Origin of the sequence: Microbispora rosea (genome assembly GCF_044460045.1) — a bacterium.
GTDB classification, from domain to species: Bacteria; Actinomycetota; Actinomycetes; order Streptosporangiales; family Streptosporangiaceae; genus Microbispora; species Microbispora rosea.
Genome location: NZ_JBITJO010000002.1, coordinates 510511 through 529013 on the forward strand (window position 1 = coordinate 510511; position 18503 = coordinate 529013).

Annotated in this window: 18 protein-coding genes; 7 read left to right on the plus strand and 11 right to left on the minus strand. The window is 69.1% G+C overall.

The genetic code is table 11. The features are described from left to right. Positions 1–145 precede the first annotated feature (145 nt). Entirely contained in the window at positions 146–787 is a 642-nt protein-coding gene (locus tag ACIBK1_RS09695) for a TMEM175 family protein (RefSeq protein ID WP_396733757.1), read from the plus strand. On the opposite strand, the gene ACIBK1_RS09700 is transcribed toward ACIBK1_RS09695, so the two are convergent. The 5 genes from ACIBK1_RS09700 to ACIBK1_RS09720 all read right to left on the minus strand — a co-directional run bounded on the left by ACIBK1_RS09700 (position 771) and on the right by ACIBK1_RS09720 (position 7081). Next, the gene (locus tag ACIBK1_RS09700; protein WP_030505350.1) at positions 771–1151 is read right to left on the minus strand and encodes a type II toxin-antitoxin system death-on-curing family toxin; all 381 of its coding nucleotides are present in this window, start codon (positions 1149–1151) and stop codon (positions 771–773) included. The two genes, ACIBK1_RS09695 and ACIBK1_RS09700, sit on opposite strands and share 17 nt — an antisense overlap. After that, positions 1148–1351: a ribbon-helix-helix protein, CopG family gene (locus ACIBK1_RS09705; RefSeq protein ID WP_076434728.1), complete on the minus strand. Its 204-nt coding sequence runs from the start codon at positions 1349–1351 to the stop codon at positions 1148–1150. Before ACIBK1_RS09705 ends, ACIBK1_RS09700 begins: the two co-directional genes overlap by 4 nt. A gap of 71 nt (positions 1352–1422) precedes the next feature. Then, on the minus strand, positions 1423–2598 hold the full coding sequence (locus ACIBK1_RS09710) for a pyridoxal phosphate-dependent aminotransferase (protein ID WP_357321549.1): 1176 nt from the start codon (positions 2596–2598) through the stop codon (positions 1423–1425). A 54-nt stretch (positions 2599–2652) separates the two neighbouring features. Then, positions 2653–4740 (minus strand): ATP-binding protein, encoded by a 2088-nt coding sequence (locus ACIBK1_RS09715; protein ID WP_396733760.1) that lies wholly within the window; start codon positions 4738–4740, stop codon positions 2653–2655. Next, positions 4730–7081, minus strand: coding sequence for an FxsB family cyclophane-forming radical SAM/SPASM peptide maturase (locus ACIBK1_RS09720; protein ID WP_396733763.1), 2352 nt, complete (start codon positions 7079–7081; stop codon positions 4730–4732). The genes ACIBK1_RS09715 and ACIBK1_RS09720 overlap by 11 nt, the downstream gene beginning before the upstream one ends. 497 nt (positions 7082–7578) lie before the next feature. On the opposite strand from ACIBK1_RS09720, the gene ACIBK1_RS09725 reads away from it, so the two are divergent. Further along, a complete protein-coding gene (locus ACIBK1_RS09725) occupies positions 7579–8187 on the plus strand; it encodes a GNAT family N-acetyltransferase (RefSeq protein WP_396733765.1) in 609 nt (202 codons plus the stop codon). 40 nt (positions 8188–8227) lie between these two features. Here ACIBK1_RS09725 and ACIBK1_RS09730 read toward each other — a convergent pair whose 3' ends face one another. Then, a complete protein-coding gene (locus ACIBK1_RS09730; protein ID WP_396733767.1) occupies positions 8228–8548 on the minus strand; it encodes a hypothetical protein in 321 nt (106 codons plus the stop codon). Between the two features lie 101 nt (positions 8549–8649). On the opposite strand from ACIBK1_RS09730, the gene ACIBK1_RS09735 reads away from it, so the two are divergent. From ACIBK1_RS09735 to ACIBK1_RS09755, 5 genes are read left to right on the plus strand one after another with little or no spacing between them, the layout of a single operon-like run. Then, positions 8650–8802, plus strand: a complete 153-nt coding sequence (locus tag ACIBK1_RS09735; protein ID WP_396733769.1) for a hypothetical protein — start codon at positions 8650–8652, stop codon at positions 8800–8802. Between the two features lie 16 nt (positions 8803–8818). Continuing rightward, positions 8819–9862, plus strand: coding sequence for a DUF418 domain-containing protein (locus tag ACIBK1_RS09740; RefSeq protein WP_396733771.1), 1044 nt, complete (start codon positions 8819–8821; stop codon positions 9860–9862). Continuing rightward, positions 9792–10583, plus strand: coding sequence for a carbon-nitrogen hydrolase family protein (locus ACIBK1_RS09745; RefSeq protein WP_357327075.1), 792 nt, complete (start codon positions 9792–9794; stop codon positions 10581–10583). Before ACIBK1_RS09740 ends, ACIBK1_RS09745 begins: the two co-directional genes overlap by 71 nt. 10 nt (positions 10584–10593) lie before the next feature. After that, positions 10594–11052 carry a hypothetical protein gene (locus ACIBK1_RS09750; RefSeq protein WP_030505358.1) on the plus strand — a complete coding sequence of 153 codons (459 nt, stop codon included), beginning with the start codon at positions 10594–10596 and terminating at the stop codon, positions 11050–11052. Further along, positions 11049–11501, plus strand: a complete 453-nt coding sequence (locus tag ACIBK1_RS09755; protein WP_396733773.1) for a hypothetical protein — start codon at positions 11049–11051, stop codon at positions 11499–11501. Before ACIBK1_RS09750 ends, ACIBK1_RS09755 begins: the two co-directional genes overlap by 4 nt. On the opposite strand, the gene ACIBK1_RS09760 is transcribed toward ACIBK1_RS09755, so the two are convergent. The 5 genes from ACIBK1_RS09760 to ACIBK1_RS09780 form a co-directional block, all read right to left on the minus strand. Next, entirely contained in the window at positions 11480–12982 is a 1503-nt protein-coding gene (locus ACIBK1_RS09760) for a carboxyl transferase domain-containing protein (protein ID WP_030505360.1), read from the minus strand. The genes ACIBK1_RS09755 and ACIBK1_RS09760 overlap by 22 nt on opposite strands. Further along, positions 12979–14160, minus strand: a complete 1182-nt coding sequence (locus ACIBK1_RS09765) for a CaiB/BaiF CoA transferase family protein (protein WP_030505361.1) — start codon at positions 14158–14160, stop codon at positions 12979–12981. Before ACIBK1_RS09765 ends, ACIBK1_RS09760 begins: the two co-directional genes overlap by 4 nt. A 156-nt stretch (positions 14161–14316) precedes the next feature. Further along, on the minus strand, positions 14317–14472 hold the full coding sequence (locus ACIBK1_RS09770; RefSeq protein WP_156080693.1) for a hypothetical protein: 156 nt from the start codon (positions 14470–14472) through the stop codon (positions 14317–14319). Between the two features lie 121 nt (positions 14473–14593). Then, the gene (locus ACIBK1_RS09775) at positions 14594–16441 is read right to left on the minus strand and encodes a hydantoinase B/oxoprolinase family protein (protein ID WP_396733776.1); all 1848 of its coding nucleotides are present in this window, start codon (positions 16439–16441) and stop codon (positions 14594–14596) included. Beyond that, a complete protein-coding gene (locus ACIBK1_RS09780; RefSeq protein WP_396733778.1) occupies positions 16431–18476 on the minus strand; it encodes a hydantoinase/oxoprolinase family protein in 2046 nt (681 codons plus the stop codon). Before ACIBK1_RS09780 ends, ACIBK1_RS09775 begins: the two co-directional genes overlap by 11 nt. Positions 18477–18503 lie beyond the last annotated feature (27 nt).

The window sequence follows — 18503 nt, forward strand, 5'->3', positions numbered from 1 at the left end:
AAGCTCAGCAAACCCAGCTCGGAGCCGTGCGGTGAGGCCGTTCCCATCGGGTCCGGGCCCATGGCCGTCCCGTCGCCTGCCGCCTCCCGTCCGAGGCGGCTTCTGCCAGAATGCTCCCCACTGCCCCCCTCTCATGGAGATCCGCATGGCCACGCCTCAGGTGCGTCCCGGGCTCACACACGAACGCGTCGGCGTCTTCACCGACGCGATCTTCGCGATCGCCATCACGCTGCTCGCCCTGGAACTCCCCCGTCCGGAGGGCGAGGACTTCCAGCGACTGGGGGCGTTCTTCGGCGACCACTTCGGCTCCTTCATGGCCTTCGCCATCGCCTTTCTCATGCTCTGGTTCGCCTGGCGGGCCCATCACACGCTGTTCGACCAGATCGAGCGGGTGTCCCAGTCGATGCTCCTGCTGCACATCCCGCTGCTGTTCTTCGTGGCCGTCCTGCCGTACACGACGTCGCTCTTCGGCGAGACCAACGCCAGCCACCTGCCGGCCGAGGCGGACGGCAGGGCCCTGGCGACCGGCCTGTTCGCCGGCAACGAGGCCATCCTGCTGCTCGCCCAGGGCGCGCTGTTCACCATGGTGCTGGCGCAGCGCCTGCACCAGCCGGACGCCGACCTGCGACGTCTGCGCGGCAACGCCAGGATCTACGTGGCCATCGGGATCTACTGGCTGCTGACCGCCGCGGCGAGCGCGTGGGCGGTCGCCGCGGTGCCCTTCCTGTGGCTGGCGACCCCGCTCGTCGCCGCCGGCACGCTCCGGGTGCTCAGGATGAGGCGGTGAAGCCGCGCAAGACGTCAGCGATCTCGTCGACCTCGGTGAGCTTTCCCGACGCCACCGCGATCACCAGGTCGTAGGCCGAGTCGTCGTCCGTGTCCACCTCCACGCCGTTGTAGGCGAGGAAGACCACGGTGGAGACCCAGGCCACCCGCTTGTTCCCGTCGATGAGGGGGTGGTTGATCGCCAGTGAGTGCAGCAGCGCGGCTGCCTTCGCCAGCAGGTCGGGGTATGCCTCCTGGTCGAACATTCTCGCCTGCGGCCGGTGGACGGCCGAGTCGAGCAGGCCGAGATCCCGGAATCGGGGTGTGCCCTCAACGGCCAGTTCGGCCAGATCCAGAACCTGCTCGACCGAGAGGTGGCCGGTCACTGGGCGAGGCGGTCGAGCACCGGCTTCCAGCGTCGCACCGCCTCGACACCGAGGCGGTGCACCTCCTCGTCGGCGGTGTGCCGGGCGAGGTACTCCTCCACCGCGGCGACGACGATCTGCTGCATGCTCCGGCCTTCCTTCTCGGCGCGCCGCCGGAGGGCCTCGGTCTGCTCGTCGGTCAGGCGAAGCGTCATGGCCATGCCTCCATCCTATGGCGTGGTATCACGCTGATACCATCCGCCGGAAGCAGGCGGGCGATGACGCTGAGTGATCAAACCCGATCGCCACCGAGGCGGCGCAGACGGGTCACCGCCTCCTCGATGACCTCGTCCCGCTTGCAGAAGGCGAACCGCAGGAAGTGACGGCCCCGTTCGGGGTGGTCGTAGAAGACCTGGGTCGGGATGGCCACCACCCCCGCCAGCTCGGGCAGCCGCCGGGCCAGCTCCAGACCGTCGTCGAAGCCGAGCGGCCGTATGTCGGTCTGCACGAAATAGGTGCCCGCCGACCTGAGCACGTCGAAGCCGGCCTCCGCCAGGCCCGTCACGAGGCGGTCCCGCTTGGCCTGCAGGGCCGCCCGCTGAGCCGCGACCCACTCCATCTCCTCACGCAGGGCGTACGCGACCGCGGTCTGCCAGGGAGCGTTCGCGGTGAAGGTGAGGAACTGCTTGACCGCCTGCACCGCGCCCGCGAGCGGCGCCGGAGCGCACACCCAGCCGGTCTTCCAGCCGGTGACGCTGAAGGTCTTGCCCGCGGAGGAGATCATGACCGTGCGCTCGCGCATGCCGGGCAGCGTGGCGAGCGGCACGTGCTCGACGCCGTCGAAGGCGAGATGCTCGTAGACCTCGTCGGTCACCGCGATCAGGTCGTGCTCCAGGCAGACCCGGGCGACGCACTCAAGCTCCTCGCGGGTGAACACGGTCCCGGTCGGGTTGTGCGGCGAGTTGACCAGGATCACCCGGGTGCGGGGCGTGATCGCGGCCTCCAGCTCGGCCGGGTCGAAGGTGAACCGCCCCGCGTCGACACGCAGCGTGACCGCCCTGCGCACGGCCCCCGCGAGCGCGACGGCCGCGGCGTACGAGTCGTAGTAGGGCTCGAAGACGACCACCTCGTCGCCCGGTTCGCACAGCGCGAGGATCGCCGCGGCGATGGCCTCGGTGGCGCCGACGGTGACGAGGACCTCCCCGTCGGGGTCGTAGGCGAGGCCGTACCACTGCTTGCGGTGCTCGGCGACCGCCTGCCTCAGCTCGGGAAGGCCCGGTCCCGGCGGATACTGGTTGAGGCCGCTCCGCACGGCCTCGACCGCACGCTCCAGCATGCGTTCCGGCCCGTCCGTGTCGGGGAAACCCTGGCCCAGGTTTATCGAGCCCGTGTCCACGGCCAGCTTCGTCATCGTGGCGAACACGGTCGTGCCGAACTCCCGCATCCGCCGCACCAGCGGCTCTCTCACGCCGTTCACTGTATCCGGCACACCTCCGGCTCAGGTCCTGCCCGACCCCGAAGGCTAGGACATTCCGCCGGTGTTCGCGTCCCGATAGTCACGGACCTGCTGGCCAAAAGGATTCTGGAGATCGTCGAATACACCGATGGCGATATCGAGGAGTTGCTGTGCGGCAGCAGACCGGCCGGACTCGACGTACAGCCTGGCCACATCGAAAAGGGAATAGGCGTATCCCGCCAGGTCTCCGACTTGGCGGCGGACTTCGACCGCCCGCTCGTACCATTCGAGTGCCTCGCCGGATCTCCCGAGCCTCCTGCAGACGTCGCCCAACCCGTGCAGGCATTCACCTTCGGTGTACAGGTCGGCGGTCTCGCGCGCGACTGCCAGGGCGCTCAGGTAATCGTCGTGTGCTTGGCGGGGATGACCAGAAGTCAGTGCCAGCGCGCCGAGTTCGGTGAGTGTGATCGACTCGCTGCGCCGGTCACCGCATTCCCGTTGGATGGCAAGCGCCTGGCGCTGGTACTCCCTGGCCTCCTCTGTCCGCCCCAGCAGGCGGCTGTTGCGTCCCATGTTGTAGGCGCTGATGCTCTGCCAACGAAGGTCTCCGATCTCACCGCTAATGCGCGACGCCTCGGCGAAATGGCCGATCGCCTCCTCATGGCGGCCGAGGTCGGATTCCACCCCACCGAGACATATGAGACTCCAGGTCTCGCCCGATCTGTCGCCGGCTCTCCCTGCGGCCTGTACGGCCGTCGTGGACAGATGAAGGCGATGATGATGATGCTGGCGCAGGCGCAGGAAGTAGACCAGGGCCACGGGAAGCTTCCAGGCGAACTCGTCGAAGCCTATCTGATAAGCCTGATCGACGGCCGGAATAAGGCTCGACAACTCGGAGTCGCACCAGGCGAGGGCGGCTGCGGGATCCTTAAACGGCCGGCCTCCGGCCTCGTCCGCCTCGGGGATCGGAACATGCCTGCGTTCAGGAGCAAGAACGCGATCAGCCGCGTCTGCCATCCTCAAGTAATAGGAAAGCTCCCTGTGCACCGCAGACGCCGTCCCTGCCGCTGTCTCCTCCTCCATCGCCCGCTCCCTGGCGTAGTCGCGCAGGAGGTCGTGATAGCGGTAGCGCCGGCGCTCTATTTCCTCGAGCATGTTCACGGCTTCCAGCGCGCGCAGGACCCGCCGGGCCTCCGACATCGGCACCCCGATCAGGGCGGCAGCGGCCTCCACCGAGAAGTGCGGCCCCGCATGCAACGCAAGCAGCCGGAAGGCCCGCGCCGCAGATGGGCTCAATGTCTGATAGGACCACGAGAACACGGCATGGACTTTCGTTCCTTCATCCGGCGTAGCGAACGCGGCGAGCGCTCCGTCGCCTTTCAGCTCCTCAAGCAGTTCCGCGAGATCCGCGGTGCCACTGGTCTGCTGGGCCGCGATACGGATGGTGAGGGGCAGACGACCGCAGGAGAGCACCAGTCGCGCCGCCCCTTCCCTGTCCGTGTGGCCGGAAAGCTTCGCGAATAACCGGACAGCCTCGTCCGTCTCCAGAGGCATGACGGGCAGAGGTACCGCCCCGTCGACCGCTACTAAGCTGCCGAGCCGGCTTCTGCTCGTCACGATGGTGAAGCAGGTTGCCGACGAGGGGAGCAGCGGTCGTACCTGTTCGGCATTGTTGGCGTTGTCCGCTACCAGCAGCAGTCGCTTATCATGCAGCAGCGACCGGAAGAGGGCGCACATCGCGTCCAGTTCGTCGGGGATTCGATTAGCCGGAGCGTTCAGGGAGTACAGGAAATTACGGATAACGTCTTCTGGACGTAGCGGAGGGCGGTGGTCATAACCGCGCAGGTCGACGTAAAGCTGACCATCCGGATATCGATCCCTGGTCCCGTGTGCCCAAAATACGGCCAGTGCGCTTTTCCCCACTCCTGCCGGCCCCGAGACCACGGCTATTCCGTTGTCCGTCGCGGCGATCTCGCTGAGCCTTGCCATGACATCAGCTCGGTCGGTGAAATATGTGGGAGCCCTGGGCAACTGCCGCGGGACAGGCATCGCCTCCCCGGGCGCCAACTGGACTCCGCCGAAGATTTTGCTCGCCTGAACGACATTTGTAGCGCCGCCCGCGAATGAGTTATCACCCTTCTCTTCACGTTTCAAGCAGGTCTCCCGGTCGGCCCGTCGGCGAGGCTTCTGAAGCACCGCCGTAAGCAGTGTCCAGGCCGTCGATCCTCCTCCGCAGGCCGGTGATGAACCGGAGGCCGTGGTGGGTGAGCGAACCTTTGGATGCTAAGGCGTCGGTGGCCTGTCTCACGCGCGTACGGTGGTGCCCGAACACCATGGCCGCGTCAAGGCCGCCCTCGTCACGACCGCGAGCGCGCGCCCGGCGCGAGCACCAGAGTTCGGCGAGTGCCGCACTCTCGTAGAGGTCGTAGAAGATCTCCCGGACGGGAATGGCCTTCAGCCGCCACGGAACCTTGAGCAGAGGGGAGTCTTTGGAGAAGAACTCGTACATATACAACAGCGCCGTCAGTTTGACGTGCTGAAACCGCCACAGAAGCGTTTCCACCAGATCCCCGTCGCTCGTCGCGGCCACGTAGATGCTTCCGGAAGGCCCCCGCCCTTGGCCCCCTTCCCCGAGGCTCGTGATGCTTCCGCTCACTGGGATCACCGCCTGTAGCCCCACTCGGAGTACGGCCGCGTAATCAGGGACGAGTCGCGCAGCCTCCGATCCCCCACCGGTGAGCAAGTCCCGCCAGACCTTCCATCGCGCGGCCGGCAGCCGGTCGGTGACCGGGTCGTGAGGGCAGCCGCGGTAAGGGTCGAGATCGTCGACGGCAAGCGACAGATGAGGCGTGTGCAGGCGCCTGACCTCCAACCACTCATCCGCGCAGGCGTCGACGTCAGCCGCAGAGAACATCGCCGTCGGACCGTCCGCGGCAGTTCGGTACGCGCCCACACCTGGCAGATACACCAAGCCGTCTCTTACGGGCAGCGGCAGAGTCGCGTCCGACTCGGCTCGCCAGGCGGCGGCGGCGGCGACACCTGCCAGATGAGCCCTCTCCCGTTCGAGATGCGTCGTGTCGTCAGCACGAAGGCATCTCATCGCCCAAGGCTGTATGCAGGGATGACCAAGGACCTCGGCGGTTTCGGCCGGATGACTCACATCGAGTTCGGTCAGCAGCTGCCACCCGGACGCAGCGGGACCCGAATCCGATCGGCGACCGTCCGATGCCACCGCTGCCACGAGAGCTCGATTCAGCGAGAGCCGCATCTCCAGGAGGGCCCTCATCCCACTGACTGTCCCAGCACCGGCAGCGAACGCGTCGAAGTCGCCATCGGTCAACACGTGCGCGGGTTCGGGAAGGCGGCGAACCTCAATTCCCCCATCGCCCCGCCGACGCGGCCCCACGACCTGAAGCGTCAGCGCCTTGAGGTCGGCGCAATACACGGATGGATTGTCGAAGCCGCTCCCAGGACGATAGCGGTGCGCGTATAGACCGCCTCCGCAGGAGCGAACGACGGGGCATGCCTTGCATTCCTTGCAGAGCGCGTCATATCCCTTAATACGGGCGGACACGCCGGGATGGCCGGTAACGTCGTCCACGCTGTGGGTAAAGACCGTCATCCCTGTCGCGGGCGCGTGCTCGTATGCGGTCTTCAACGAGTCGGCCTGCTCCCACGAGCCGTCGGTCTCCACCACGGCGAGCGCCACGGGTCCCAGCCCCACCGCTTCGCTCCCACTTGGAAACCCTCGCGCCGCCCTGACCAGGGAGTCGAACAGGCGGATCGGGACAGGCCGGCCATCCCTGTCCCACCTGGTGTAGATCCTGCCGAGCCACCAAGCGTAAGGCGCCGGAACCTCTCCATGACGAGGCGGCGGATTCGCCCATGTCGCCTGCGGCAGCAGGAAATCGAGGCGTGGCGGCAACTCCGCCATCAGCGCCTCGTACACATCCATCGGATCGTTATCGAGGTCCACAGTGCACAAGATGCCGCCGTACAGATGGCGGAACTCTGGACGTCTCAGCAGAGCCAGACCGCGCCTCACTCCGAAATGGCTGCTGCGGCCGTCCGCGAACCGGCGGTGTCGGTCGTTGGCAGTCCGATCGCCGTCGAGAGAGACCCCGACACTTACACCGCATTGGTCGAACAGCCGACAGAACTCCTCAGAGAGCAGTACACCGTTCGTCTGGACAGACAGACTCATGCTAGTCACCGCTCGCGTCTGAGCGCGAAGAGCCGTGATCAATTCCCGCATCCTCGAGACCCCGAGAAGGAGCGGCTCGCCTCCGTGCAGGACGACGCGCACTCTCCGCAGCCCATGAGCTCTCAAGTGCTCCGCGATCCGCTGCCCGACCTTGACCGCCACAGACGTGCTCATCGCACGTGGTTTTGTTCGCCAACTCTGGTCGCTGTGCTCATAGACGTAGCAATGGTCACAGGCCAGATTGCACCGACCGTGCACCTTGAGTATAAATTCACCGATCCCTGTCGGCACTAGTCGCCGCCGATGTCCGAGTTGAACAAGTAGAACGAGTTAAATTCGGCGGCTGCGTATTCAGGATCCTCGCCATTCAGGACGATTTCACAGATGTCGGCAGTAACGGCCGAATCCCGACACAAGGCAGCGAGTGACACATCCCTTAGGTCGGGAATCCGACACAGAGGAAATTCTCCTGCACCCATGGCCCTCTTTCCACCGTAGCTTCGGCAAGTTCCACCGAAGCATGAGCCCACCCCGACAGATGAGACAGGTCAAGTATGTCTACCTGCCCTGGCAAGTCAAGGCCGTTTTCCAGCCGATCGGTGGCACGATCTCCGGCGATTCGATCAGTAGTCGGCCACGAGAGTTCCGGCATGCGACCGAATACCTAGAGCCCTAGGAATCTCCCCACGTCGACGGCGCTCTCACCGGTTTCGCTCGACCGTAATCAGACCAGAACGAACTATTCGGCCCCCTCGCCGGTCGCCTAAGAAGGATCTAAACTGTGCACAATGAGCACCCACCCCGCCTTGACGTCCCCTGTAGTACTCAGGGCCATCACGCCCGAGGATGAGACGCGATTCCTCGAACTGGCCAACGCCAGCGCCGCTTTCCATCGCCCCTGGGTCCGCCTGCCCACCACGCCGACTGAGTTCTCGTCATATCTGTCCAAATCCGATCAGGTGAGCGCAGCATGCATGGTGACCTGTCTGAGAAACGGAGGAGACCTGGTGGGGATGGTGAACCTCAACGACATCGTCAGGGGTTCCTACCAGAAGTGCACCCTGGGGTACGCCGCCTTCCTGCCCTACGTGCGGCAGGGTTACATGTCCATAGCAGTCGCCCTCGCGGTGCGCCACGCCTTCGAGTGTCTGGATCTGCATCGCGTGGAAGCGGATATCCAACCGGAGAACATCGTTTCGAAGAAATTGGTCGAACGACTCGGGTTCCGCAGGGAGGGGTTCTCTCCCGATTTCATTCGGATCAACGGAGCATGGCGTGATCACGAGCGCTGGGCCATCACGCAGGAGATGCACATGCCCGCCGTGAGCCAGGGGCGCATGGCGCCCGCAACCCCGACACGGCCGCCCACGCTTCAGGATGGGCAGTCGCCGGGGTGACACGCCGCGTTGCCGAGCATGCAGATTCCCGGATGCGAACTCAGTTGATCGTCAGCCCTCCGTGCACGTCGCGCGCCTGCACAACGGATTTCGCCTGGCCATGAAAGACGTTGACGACACCGTCACCATTGGCCTGGTTCCATAGATTCTCACATTCCTGCCGGAACGCTGGATCTCGGCTGAACTCCTCATCGAGCGCGACCGCGAGCCGCTCCTTGGATTCCAGCCGCTGCAGACGCTGCGCGAAGCGCTCACGTATCTTGCCGATCAGGGCCGACATGGCCGCTCCAGTGGATTCACCGGCGCCGGTGGCGAATCCGGTGGCGGCGGCTCCTGCGATGGCGATAGTTAATGGATCCACGTCCGTCCTTTCTGTGCTAGCGACCTGTCCATCATGCGCCGTTCGCCTCCTAAATGGGAGAGCGCGCGCACGAGCGATCGCTGTGGCATCTGACCGTTGGGGTGAACCCCCGTCTCAACGCGCGCGACGATGGAACAAAGAGACTCGACCTGGACAGCTGGGGCGACATCCTTGACGCGGCGATGAAGGCGCACGCCCGCGAGCAGGAGATGCGGGTGCTGGTGCTCTGGCCGCCCGGCTCTCGAAGGGACTGACGGGAAGGGACTGCGGGTGAACGTGGCGGGGGGCAGGATCCGGCGGGTCGACGCGCTGCGCGGGTTCGCGGTGTGCGGGATCATGCTGGTCAACGCCTGGCAGCAGAGGGTGCGGCACGGGCCGACCTCGCTGGACTGGGTGATGGTGAACCTGTTCCAGAGCCGCTTCTACCCGATGTTCGCGTTCCTGTTCGGATTGTCCTTCGCGCTGTTCCTGCGCTCGGCACGGCTGCGCACGCGGCGTCCGCGCCTCGTCATGCTTCGGCGCCTGGCCGTGCTCGCGGCGCTGGGCGCGGCGCACATCCTGATCGACCCCGGCGAGGTGATGCTGCCGTACGCGCTGCTGGGGGTGGCCGTCCTGCTTCCGGCGAGCCTGCTGCCCCGGGCGGCCGTGCTGCTGGTGGGCTGCGGCGTCCTGGTCGCCTCCGTGCTCGACCCCCATCCGTACGTGCTGATCACCGCGCTGTTCCTGCTCGGCCTGGCGGCCGCCCCGAATGCGGAGGCGAGGAGGGCGACCGGGCGTCTTGCCGGGGCCGACGGCCTGGGCAGCGGGCCCTTACTCGGCGCCGTGTGCGCGACGGCGGCCCTGCTCGCGGCCGGGCTGACCTGGTGGTGGAACCACGCGCCGCCCGGCGGCGGGGTCTACCAGGCGGCGGCGCTGTGCGGCGCGGCGGCGTACGCGACGGCGTTCCTGCTGGTCGCCCGTCATACGACGGTGTTCGAGGCGCTGGGCCGGATGACGCTGACCAACTACGTGACGGGCACGACGGTGATCGTGGTGGCGATGCCGCTTCTGGAGGCCGACCGTACGGGGGCCGCCGTCGTGGTGCTCGCCGTCGTCACCGTCGCCGCGCAGGCGGTCTTCTGCAGGTGGTGGCTCGCCCGGCACCGGTACGGCCCGCTGGAGTGGGTGTGGCGCACGCTCACGTGGTGGGGCACCTCCCGGGGCACCTGGTGGGGCGTGCCGGCGACCGGGCAGACTGTGATCCGTGACCCGTGTAGCGCTGTGCCAGATCCCCGTCGACCACGACCCGGAGACCAACCTCTCGACAGTCCGTGACGCCCTCGCACGGGCGCGGGGGGCGGATCTCGCCGTGTTCCCCGAGGCGACGCTCTCGCGGTTCGGTCCGGGGATCCTCGAGACGGCCCAGCCCCTCGACGGCCCGTTCGTCACCGGCCTGGCCGAGGCCGCGCGCGAGCACGGAACGGCCGTCATCGCCGGTGTCTTCGAGCCCGCCGCGGACGGCAGGGTCTGGAACACGGCCGTCGCCCTACGGGAGGACGGCTCGCTCGCCGCGGCCTACCGCAAGATCCACCTGTTCGACTCCTTCGGCGCGAAGGAGTCGAAGCTGGTCGCGCCGGGGGACGCGCCGGAGGTCGTGGAGCTGGCCGGGCTCAGGATCGGCCTGATCACCTGTTACGACGTCCGCTTCCCCGAACTGGCCCGCGCGCTGGTCGACCGGGGCGCGGACACCTTCGCCGTGATCGCCGCCTGGGGCTCGGGCCCGCTGAAGGAAGACCATTGGACGACCCTGGTCAGGGCCAGGGCCATCGAGAACACCACCTGGACCATCGCGGTCGGTCAAGCACCTAATCCCGCCATACCGGACGGGTTCGGTGTCGGCCGCAGCATGCTCGTCGACCCGATGGGCGTCGCCCGGCATGACCTGGGCACGGGCCCCGGCGTGCTGATCGCGGAGATCGACACGGCGTGGACCGAGACCGCGCGCGCCACCCTCCCCTCGCTCGAACACCGCCGGCTCGGAGTCGGCAGATCGTAAACTTGGCCCCATGAGCGAGCCGGGACGCAGGACGCGGATGCAGAAGGTGGTTCCGCCGCGGCTGCTCGTGCCGTACTTGTCGGGGCGTCGCACGATCATCTCCGGTTACGTCTACCGGGTGCAGGACTGCGACCGTCTCACCACTCCCGCCGCGCTCGTCGAGGCCCTCGACCTGTGCTTCGACGGATCGGAGCTGACGCCGGACGTGCCCGAGCTGTACATCATGCGCTGGGACGCGCGGGACATCGACACCTACGTCGTCCCGTACGGCCCGCACATGGGCGGTGATTGGAGCGATGCACCGCCCTTCACGGGGAACGGCTTCACCGCCTCGCGCGAGCAGGTGGTGCCGCAGTTCCACACGATGCCCATGCCGATCCCCGCGGGCGCGGAGATCGTCCATCTCAGCGGGGGCGGGGAGCGTCCGTTCGCCGGGTACGACGGCCTGACCTGGCGGCCGGCGCGATGAGCGAGATCGAGCCGGTCGGCCTGGGATTCGTCGCCCGCTACCGCGAGCGGGACTACGCCGCCGCGGTCGGGCCCGGCGGCGCCGACGTGGTGCTGTTCAGCGAGACGCCGCAGGAGGGGTTCACCGCCGCGGGCGGCTACTGGCGGCTGCGGGTGAGCCGGGCCGTGCTGGATCGGCTGACCCTGCTGCGTACGGTCGGGGCGTTCGGCGGCGAGCCGTGCCTCGTGCTGGACGAGGACGACGGCGGCGACGGCGGGGAGGGCGGCCTGCACATCGCCTACACCGGCCACGACGGCCTGAAGGCCGAGGCGCTCGGCTACTGGCTGGTGGACCACGGCGCCTACGAGGTGGTCGTGCCCCGCGACGAGGTCCACGCGATCCGGGTGGAGCGCGTGCCGGTGCCGCTCACTGCTGACCGGCCGGACGGTCACGAGCCGAGCGACCGGTAGCGGGCGAGGCGGGCCGCCGTCCGCTCCGCCGCCGGGCGGTCCAGCAGGCACGCGATCTCGTGTTCGAGTGTGCGGCCGACCCTGCGGCAGAACTCCTCCGGCTCGTACGCCGCGTCCGGCCGTTCCGGCACGATCCTGTCCACGATGCCGTTCCGCCGCAGGTCGGCGGCGCGCACGCCCTGGGCGGCGGCGATCTCCGGGGCGAAGTCGACGGTCCGGTAGAGCAACGCGGACGCGCCCTCCGGTGGGAGCGGCGACAGCCAGGCGTGCTGCGCGCAGACGACCCGGTCGGCCGGCAGCAGGGCCAGCGCGCCGCCGCCCGCGCCCTCCCCCAGCAGCAGGCACACGGTCGGCGCGTCGAGCATGACGAGGTCGGCCAGGCAGCGGGCGATCTCGGCGGCCAGGCCGCCTTCCTCGGCCGCCTTCGACAACTCCGCCCCGCGAGTGTCGACGACCGTGACCAGCGGCAGGCGCAGTTCGGCGGCAAGGCGCATGCCACGCCTGGCCACCCGCAGCCCGGCCGGGCCTAGCGTGCTGCCCGCCCGCTCGCGCCGCCGGTCCTGGCCGAGGACCACGGCGGGCGCGGCGCCGAATCTGGCCAGCGCCAGCAGCAGGCGGGAATCGCGCTCCCCCGTGCCGGTGCCCTGCAGCGGAGTCACGTCCCGTGCGCCGAATTCGAGCAGGTCGCGTACTCCGGGGCGATCGTCGCGGCGCGAGCGGGTGATGGCCTCCCACGCCGGTACGGGTTCGGCCGCCTCCTCGGGTTCCCGGCCCGGCTCCAGCCCCTCGCGCGGGGCGCAGAGCACATCCAGCGCCCGGATGGCCATCGTCCGCGCGTCCTCGGCCGAGACCACGGCGTCGACCAGCCCGTGGGCGTACAGGTTCTCCGCGACCTGGACTCCCTGGGGGAACGGGTAGCCGTGCAGCGACTCGAACACCCGTGGCCCGAGGAAGCCGATGAGCGCGCCGGGCTCCGCGGCCGTCACGTGCCCGAGCGAGCCCCACGAAGCCAGCACCCCGCCCGTCGTGGGATGGCGCAGGTAGACGACGTACGGCAGGCCGGCGGCGCGGTGGGCGGCGACCGCCGCGGTGATCTTCACCATCTGGGTGAAGGCCAGCGTGCCCTCCTGCATGCGGGTGCCGCCGCTGGCGGGGGCGGCGAGCAGCGGCAGACGCTCGGCGGTGGCCCGCTCGACGGCCCGGACGAGCCGCTCGGTCGCCGCCACCCCGATCGAGCCGGCCAGGAAGGAGAACTCGCAGGCGACGACGGCCACCCGGCGTCCGTCCAGCGTGCCCTCGCCGGTGACGACCGACTCGTCGTAGCCCGTTGTGGCCCGGACGCGGGCGAGTTCGGCGGCGTACGCCGACCCTGGCTCGGCCCGGTCCCGCGGGGGCTCGTCCCACGACTTCCACGAGTGCGGGTCGAGCATCCGCGCGATCAGTGACCGCGCGTCCGGCCTGGCCGCGTCGCCATCGTTCATGGCGACCGCCGCTCCCGTTCGGCCAGCCAGTCGAGCACGGCGTCGTTGTCCTGGCCCAGGGCGGGGGGCGCCGTATGCCCCTCGCCGGTCGCCGATGTCCCCGGCTGATCGCCACGGTCGAAGCGGAGCGCCGGGCCGGGCAGTTCGATAGGGCCGAGCACGGGATGGTCGACGGTGACGATCAGGCCCTGCGACCGGACCTGCTCCCAGGCGTACACCTCGTCGATCGACCGGATCGCGCCCGCGGGCACGCCGATCTCCCGCAGCGCCGCCAGCCAGTGCTCGCGGTCGTGTGCCGCCAGCGCCTTCTCCATCTCGGCGATCAGCTCTTCCCGATGAGCGAACCTATGCCTGTTTGTCGCATATTTCGGCATTTCGGGATCAATGTCCAGTAGCTGGGCGACCTTGCGCCACTGTCCGTCGTTGGCGACCGCGATCTGGATCATGCCGTCGGCGCAGCGGAAGGCGCCGTACGGGGCGATGGAGGCGTGATGGTTGCCGCCCGCCTTCGGCACCGTGCCGCCGACGGTCCAGGCGGTGCCGTGGTAGGAGTGCACACCGACCACCGACGCCAGCAGGGACGTCCTGACGACCGTTCCGCTACCCGTGCGCTCGCGCTCGTACAGGGCCGCGACCACACCGTACGCGCCGTGGATGCCCGCGAGCAGGTCGGCGATCGAGGCCCCGACCCGGTAGGGCTCGTCGGGCGAGGGCCCGGTCAGCGACATCAGCCCGGCCTCCCCCTGGGCGATCTGGTCGTACCCCGGCCGGCCGCCCTCGGGACCGTCGTGGCCGAACCCGGTGATGGACAGGATCACCAGTCGGGGGTTGAGCGCGTGCAGGCGCTGGACGGAGAATCCGAGGCGGTCGAGCACGCCGGTGCGGAAGTTCTCCACCAGCACGTCGCTCTGCCGTACGAGCCGCTCGATCAGGTCGCGGCCCTCCGCGGACTTCATGTCCACCGTGATCGACCGCTTGTTGCGGTTGGCCGCGAGGAAGTACGTGGATATGTCGTGCTCCGGGCCGACGAAGGTGCCCCATCCGCGCGACTCGTCTCCCGACGGGTGCTCCACCTTGATCACATGGGCGCCCAGGTCGCCGAGCATCTGCGCGCAGTGCGGCCCGGCGAGGGCCCGGGACAGATCGAGGACGACGATGCCGCTGAGAGGTCCCTGCACGGCCAGCCTCCACGGGGGTCGCTAAGGAGAACGTCCTTCGGTCTCCACTGGCAAGCCTGCCAAATCACCCCGCCGGAGTGACAGCCCGATCCGCGCTCCCGGCCGCCCGTACGGCACGGCCCCTCCGAACCGGGAACGCCGGGTAGATCCGCCGCGTCAGTGGTGCGTGCGGTGGCCGCGCCACTGGTCCATCAGCCGGCGCAGCCGCTGCCGGTTCTCCGGGTCGCGCGCCATGGTCTTGGCCTTGTCGACGTTCTCGCGACCCTTGGGAGTCTGCAGGTATTCCCTGATGCGCTGGACGATAGATGCCATTTGTAACTCACCATCCCGTTTGTGCCATTACTGAACGGCTACCCGCGCACGCCGCCGCCAATCACCGCACCGGTGGCGGAGCGCGGGGCCGCGACACGGTGAAGCCGGGACGAGCGGCGCGTCAGAGGGTGTCCACCTCCGCGTGCGAGAGGCCGCCGGAGAGTTCGGGGTATCCCGGGCCGCGGTCGAAGAAGGCGGCGGGACGCGTCTCCCGCAGGCGACCCCGCAGGTGCTCGGTCGCCTCCACGTCGACGACGACCTCGTCGGCCGCCCCGGCCTCGTGTGACACGGACAGCACGACGCCGTAGTCCTCACGCGCGCCCTCGGGCGAGACCTTCCCGTCGCGGACGTCGGCGGCCACCTTCTCGGCCGGCCGGTCGTACGGCGAGCCCCAGCCGCCCCCGCCGGTCGTGCGGATGCGGATGACCTGCCCGGCGCGTACGGGGAAGTCGTCGACCAGGCCTTCCATCTCCACCCCGTCCACGGTGACCTGGAAGCGGCGGCCCGCCCGGCCGCCGTTCACGCCCCAGCACGACAGGATCGAGCGGTCGGCGATCGACATGAAGGAGGCGTCCCGCAGCATCCGGATGTGCTTGTCGTAGCCGAGGCCGCCGCGGAACTCCCCCGGCCCGCCGCTGTCCACGGCCAGGCCCAGCCGCTCGACCCGGAACGGCCAGCGTGCCTCGGCGAACTCCACCGGGATGTTGCGGCTGTCGGGCACCACGTGGATGGTGTCCTCCCCGTCGGCGTACCAGCGCCCGCCCGAGCCGCCGCCGAGCACCTCGCGCATGAGGTAGGGCCCGTCGTCCGACTCGCCGTACACGCCGGTGTAGCGGATGGTCTCCTGGTCGGCGGGCATGCGGCCGCCGGTCGCCTTGGCCAGCACGCCCGCCAGCACGCCGAGCAGGCGCAGGATCACGAACGTACGGGCGTTGGTGGGCGCGGGGAAGATCGGCGTCAGCAGGGTGCCCTTCTCCGGGAAGACCATCTTGATCAGCGGCACGACGCCCTCGTTGACGTCGAGCTCGGCCATCCGCTCGGGGGTGTCGGCGAGGTTGCGCAGGATCGGCGCCAGCCACTTCTTCAGGAAGACGCCGTCGGCGTAGTCGCCGGCGTGGTTGATCGGCCCCTTGGCCTGCGGCGAGGTCCCGGTGAAGTCGATGGTCAGCGGCGTGTCCGCCGCGTGGTCGACGGTGAGCGTGATCCGCTGGGTGTGCAGGCGCGGCTCGTCCACGCCGTCGTGCTCGGCGTAGTCCTCCCAGACGTGCACACCCTCGGGGATCTTCGCGAGCAGCTCGCGGCGGAACGTCTCGGTCGTCTTGCCGATGATCGCGTCGAAGCACGCCTCGACCGCCTCCCGGCCGTACCGGTCGAACAGCTCGCCGAGCCGCCGGGCGCCCATGAGGCAGGCCGAGCACTCCGCGTCGAGGTCCCCGGCCAGCGAGTCGGGCATCCGGGAGTTGCGCGTCATGATGGTGAGCGCGGCGCGGTTGGGCACGCCCTGGTCCCACAGCTTGATCGGCGGGACCATCAGGCCCTCCTCGAACGCGCTGCGCGCGTGCGACGGCATCGAGCCCGGCACGGCGCCGCCGATGTCGTCGTGGTGGCCGAACGCCTGGACGAACGCGACGACGTCTCCGTCGTGGAAGACCGGCACCGTCACGCAGAGGTCGGGCAGGTGGCCGATGCCCCCCTCGGACAGGTAGACGTCGTTGTGGAAGAACACGTCGCCCGGGCGCATCGCGTCCACCGGGAAGTCGCGGACGACCGGCTGCACCAGCGCGGAGTAGGACCGCCCGGTCAGCTTGCGCAGCCGCACGTCGTGGATGCCCGCGCGGAAGTCGTGAGCGTCGCGGATCATCGGCGAGCGGGCGGTGCGGGCGATCGCGGTCTCCACCTCCATCTCCACGGAGGCGAGCGTTCCCTCCACGATCTCCACCAGCACGGGGTCGACGGTCCTATCGGTCATCGCTCACCACCACGAGGTTGCCGTAGTCGTCCATGGTCGCCGTGAAGCCGGGATGCACCGGCAGGGTCGAGCCGTACTCCTCGATCACGGCCGGGCCGCGCACCACGGCCCCCGCGCCGAGGTCGGCCCTGCGGTAGATCACGGTCCGGCCCCACCGCTCGTAGTAGACGTCGCGGGTGGCGACCGGGCTCGGCTCGTCCTCCTGGAGGGGCCTGCGCACGATCTTCGGCCGGGTGATCGGGCCGATGCCCGACACCCGGAGGTTGACCCACTCGACGGCGTGGCGGCGGTCGTCGCGGTAGCCGTACCCGTAGAGCCTCTCGTGCTCGGCGTGGAACCGCTCGGCGACCACGGCGAGCCACTCCGCGTCCACCGGGCCGTCGGGGGCGGGCACCCGCACCTCGTACGCCTGGCCGTAGTAGCGCAGGTCGGCGCTGCGCGCGTACACGTGCCGGGCGAATCCCTCGCGGTCGAGCGCGGTGGCGGCCTGGGCCTCCAGATCGGCGAGGATCCCGGCGACCACCTCGGGCGAGGGGTCGCGGGCGACGTACGTTTGGACGTAGTCGTTCTTCACGTCCACGGTGAGCAGGCCGAACGCGGACACGTTCCCGGGGTCGGGCGGGACGATCGCGGCCGGCAGTCCGAGGATGTCGATGAGACGACAGGCCAGCAGCGGCCCTGAGCCGCCGAAGGCGACCATCGGGAAGTCCCGCACATCGAGGCCGCGCTGGACCGTGATCTGCCTGATCGCGTTCGACTGGTTGAACGCGCTGATCTCCAGGATCCCGGTGGCGCAGCGTTCCGGGCTCAGCCCCAGACGGTTCGCCAGCGCCTCGACGCCCGCCCGCGCGGCGGCGACGTCGAGGGGGATCTCGCCGCCGAGCAGATGCGGGGGCACCCGGCCGAGGAAGACGTGCGCGTCGGTCACCGTCACCTCGGTGCCGCCCCTGCCGTAGCAGATCGGCCCGGGGTCCGCGCCCGCCGACTTCGGGCCGACCTTCAGCGTCCCCTCGGGGGACGTCCAGGCGATCGACCCGCCGCCCGCCCCGACCGTGACGATGTCGATCATCGGGATCTTGCACGGGTAGCGGCCGATGCTGCCCTCGGTCGTCAGCGACGGCTCCCCGTCCACCACGACGGCCACGTCGGTCGAGGTGCCGCCGCCGTCGAGGGTGATGACGCTCGGGTGCCCGGCGGTGCCCGCGATCAGCGCCGCGCCGAGCGCCCCCGCCGCCGGACCGGACAGCACGGTCGTGATCGGCTGGTGCACCACCTCGGCCGCCGACAGCACCCCGCCGTTGCTCTTCATGACCGAGAACGGCCGGCCCAGCCGCTCCGACAGGTTGTCGATGTACCGCCGCATGATCGGCTTGACCGCCGCGTCCACCAGCGTGGTCACCGACCGCTCGTACTCCCGGTATTCCCGCAGCACGTCGCTCGACAGCGACACGACCGCCTCGGGGTGCTCGTGCTCCAGCACCTCGCGCATCCGCCGTTCGTGCTCCGGATTGGCGTAGGAGTGCAGGAAGCACACCCCGATCGCGGTGACGCCACGCTCCCTGAACCACCGCGCGGCGTCCGCGGCCCGCTCCTCGTCGAACGGCCGGACCTCACGGCCGAGGTGGTCGAGCCGTCCCCCGACGGTCCGCACCCGGTGGACGGGCACGATCCGCGGCGGCTTGACCCAGAAGTAGGAGTTGCCGTACCCGTCCGGCACGCTCTGCCGGGCGATCTCCAGGACGAACTCGAAGCCCTCCGTGGTGATGAAGCCCAGGTGCGACGTGCCGTCCGGGCGGTCCTCCAGCAACTGGTTGGTGGCGACGGTGGTGCCGTGGACGAGTGCCGACACGGCGTCGAGGGCGCGGGACCCCGCGTGGGCCTCGATCACCTTGTGAACCCCTGCCATGAACCCGTCGGCCGGGTTGGCAGGAGTCGAGGGAGTCTTGGTCGTGACGATCTGGCCGGACTCCTCGTCGACGAGCACGACGTCGGTGAAGGTGCCGCCTGTGTCGACCCCGATGCGGACGCTGGACATGCTCCGTGTTTACCGATCGCCGCCGAT

Bases quoted from the DNA above. Each gene is read 5' to 3' on its own strand.
- ACIBK1_RS09695 (WP_396733757.1), top strand. From the start codon at position 146: ATGGCCACGCCTCAGGTGCGTCCCGGGCTCACACACGAACGCGTCGGC.
- ACIBK1_RS09705 (WP_076434728.1), bottom strand. From the start codon at position 1,351: ATGGCCATGACGCTTCGCCTGACCGACGAGCAGACCGAGGCCCTCCGG.
- ACIBK1_RS09725 (WP_396733765.1), top strand. From the start codon at position 7,579: ATGAGCACCCACCCCGCCTTGACGTCCCCTGTAGTACTCAGGGCCATC.
- ACIBK1_RS09750 (WP_030505358.1), top strand. From the start codon at position 10,594: ATGAGCGAGCCGGGACGCAGGACGCGGATGCAGAAGGTGGTTCCGCCG.
- ACIBK1_RS09755 (WP_396733773.1), top strand. From the start codon at position 11,049: ATGAGCGAGATCGAGCCGGTCGGCCTGGGATTCGTCGCCCGCTACCGC.
- ACIBK1_RS09760 (WP_030505360.1), bottom strand. From the start codon at position 12,982: ATGAACGATGGCGACGCGGCCAGGCCGGACGCGCGGTCACTGATCGCG.
- ACIBK1_RS09770 (WP_156080693.1), bottom strand. From the start codon at position 14,472: ATGGCATCTATCGTCCAGCGCATCAGGGAATACCTGCAGACTCCCAAG.
- ACIBK1_RS09775 (WP_396733776.1), bottom strand. From the start codon at position 16,441: ATGACCGATAGGACCGTCGACCCCGTGCTGGTGGAGATCGTGGAGGGA.
- ACIBK1_RS09780 (WP_396733778.1), bottom strand. From the start codon at position 18,476: ATGTCCAGCGTCCGCATCGGGGTCGACACAGGCGGCACCTTCACCGAC.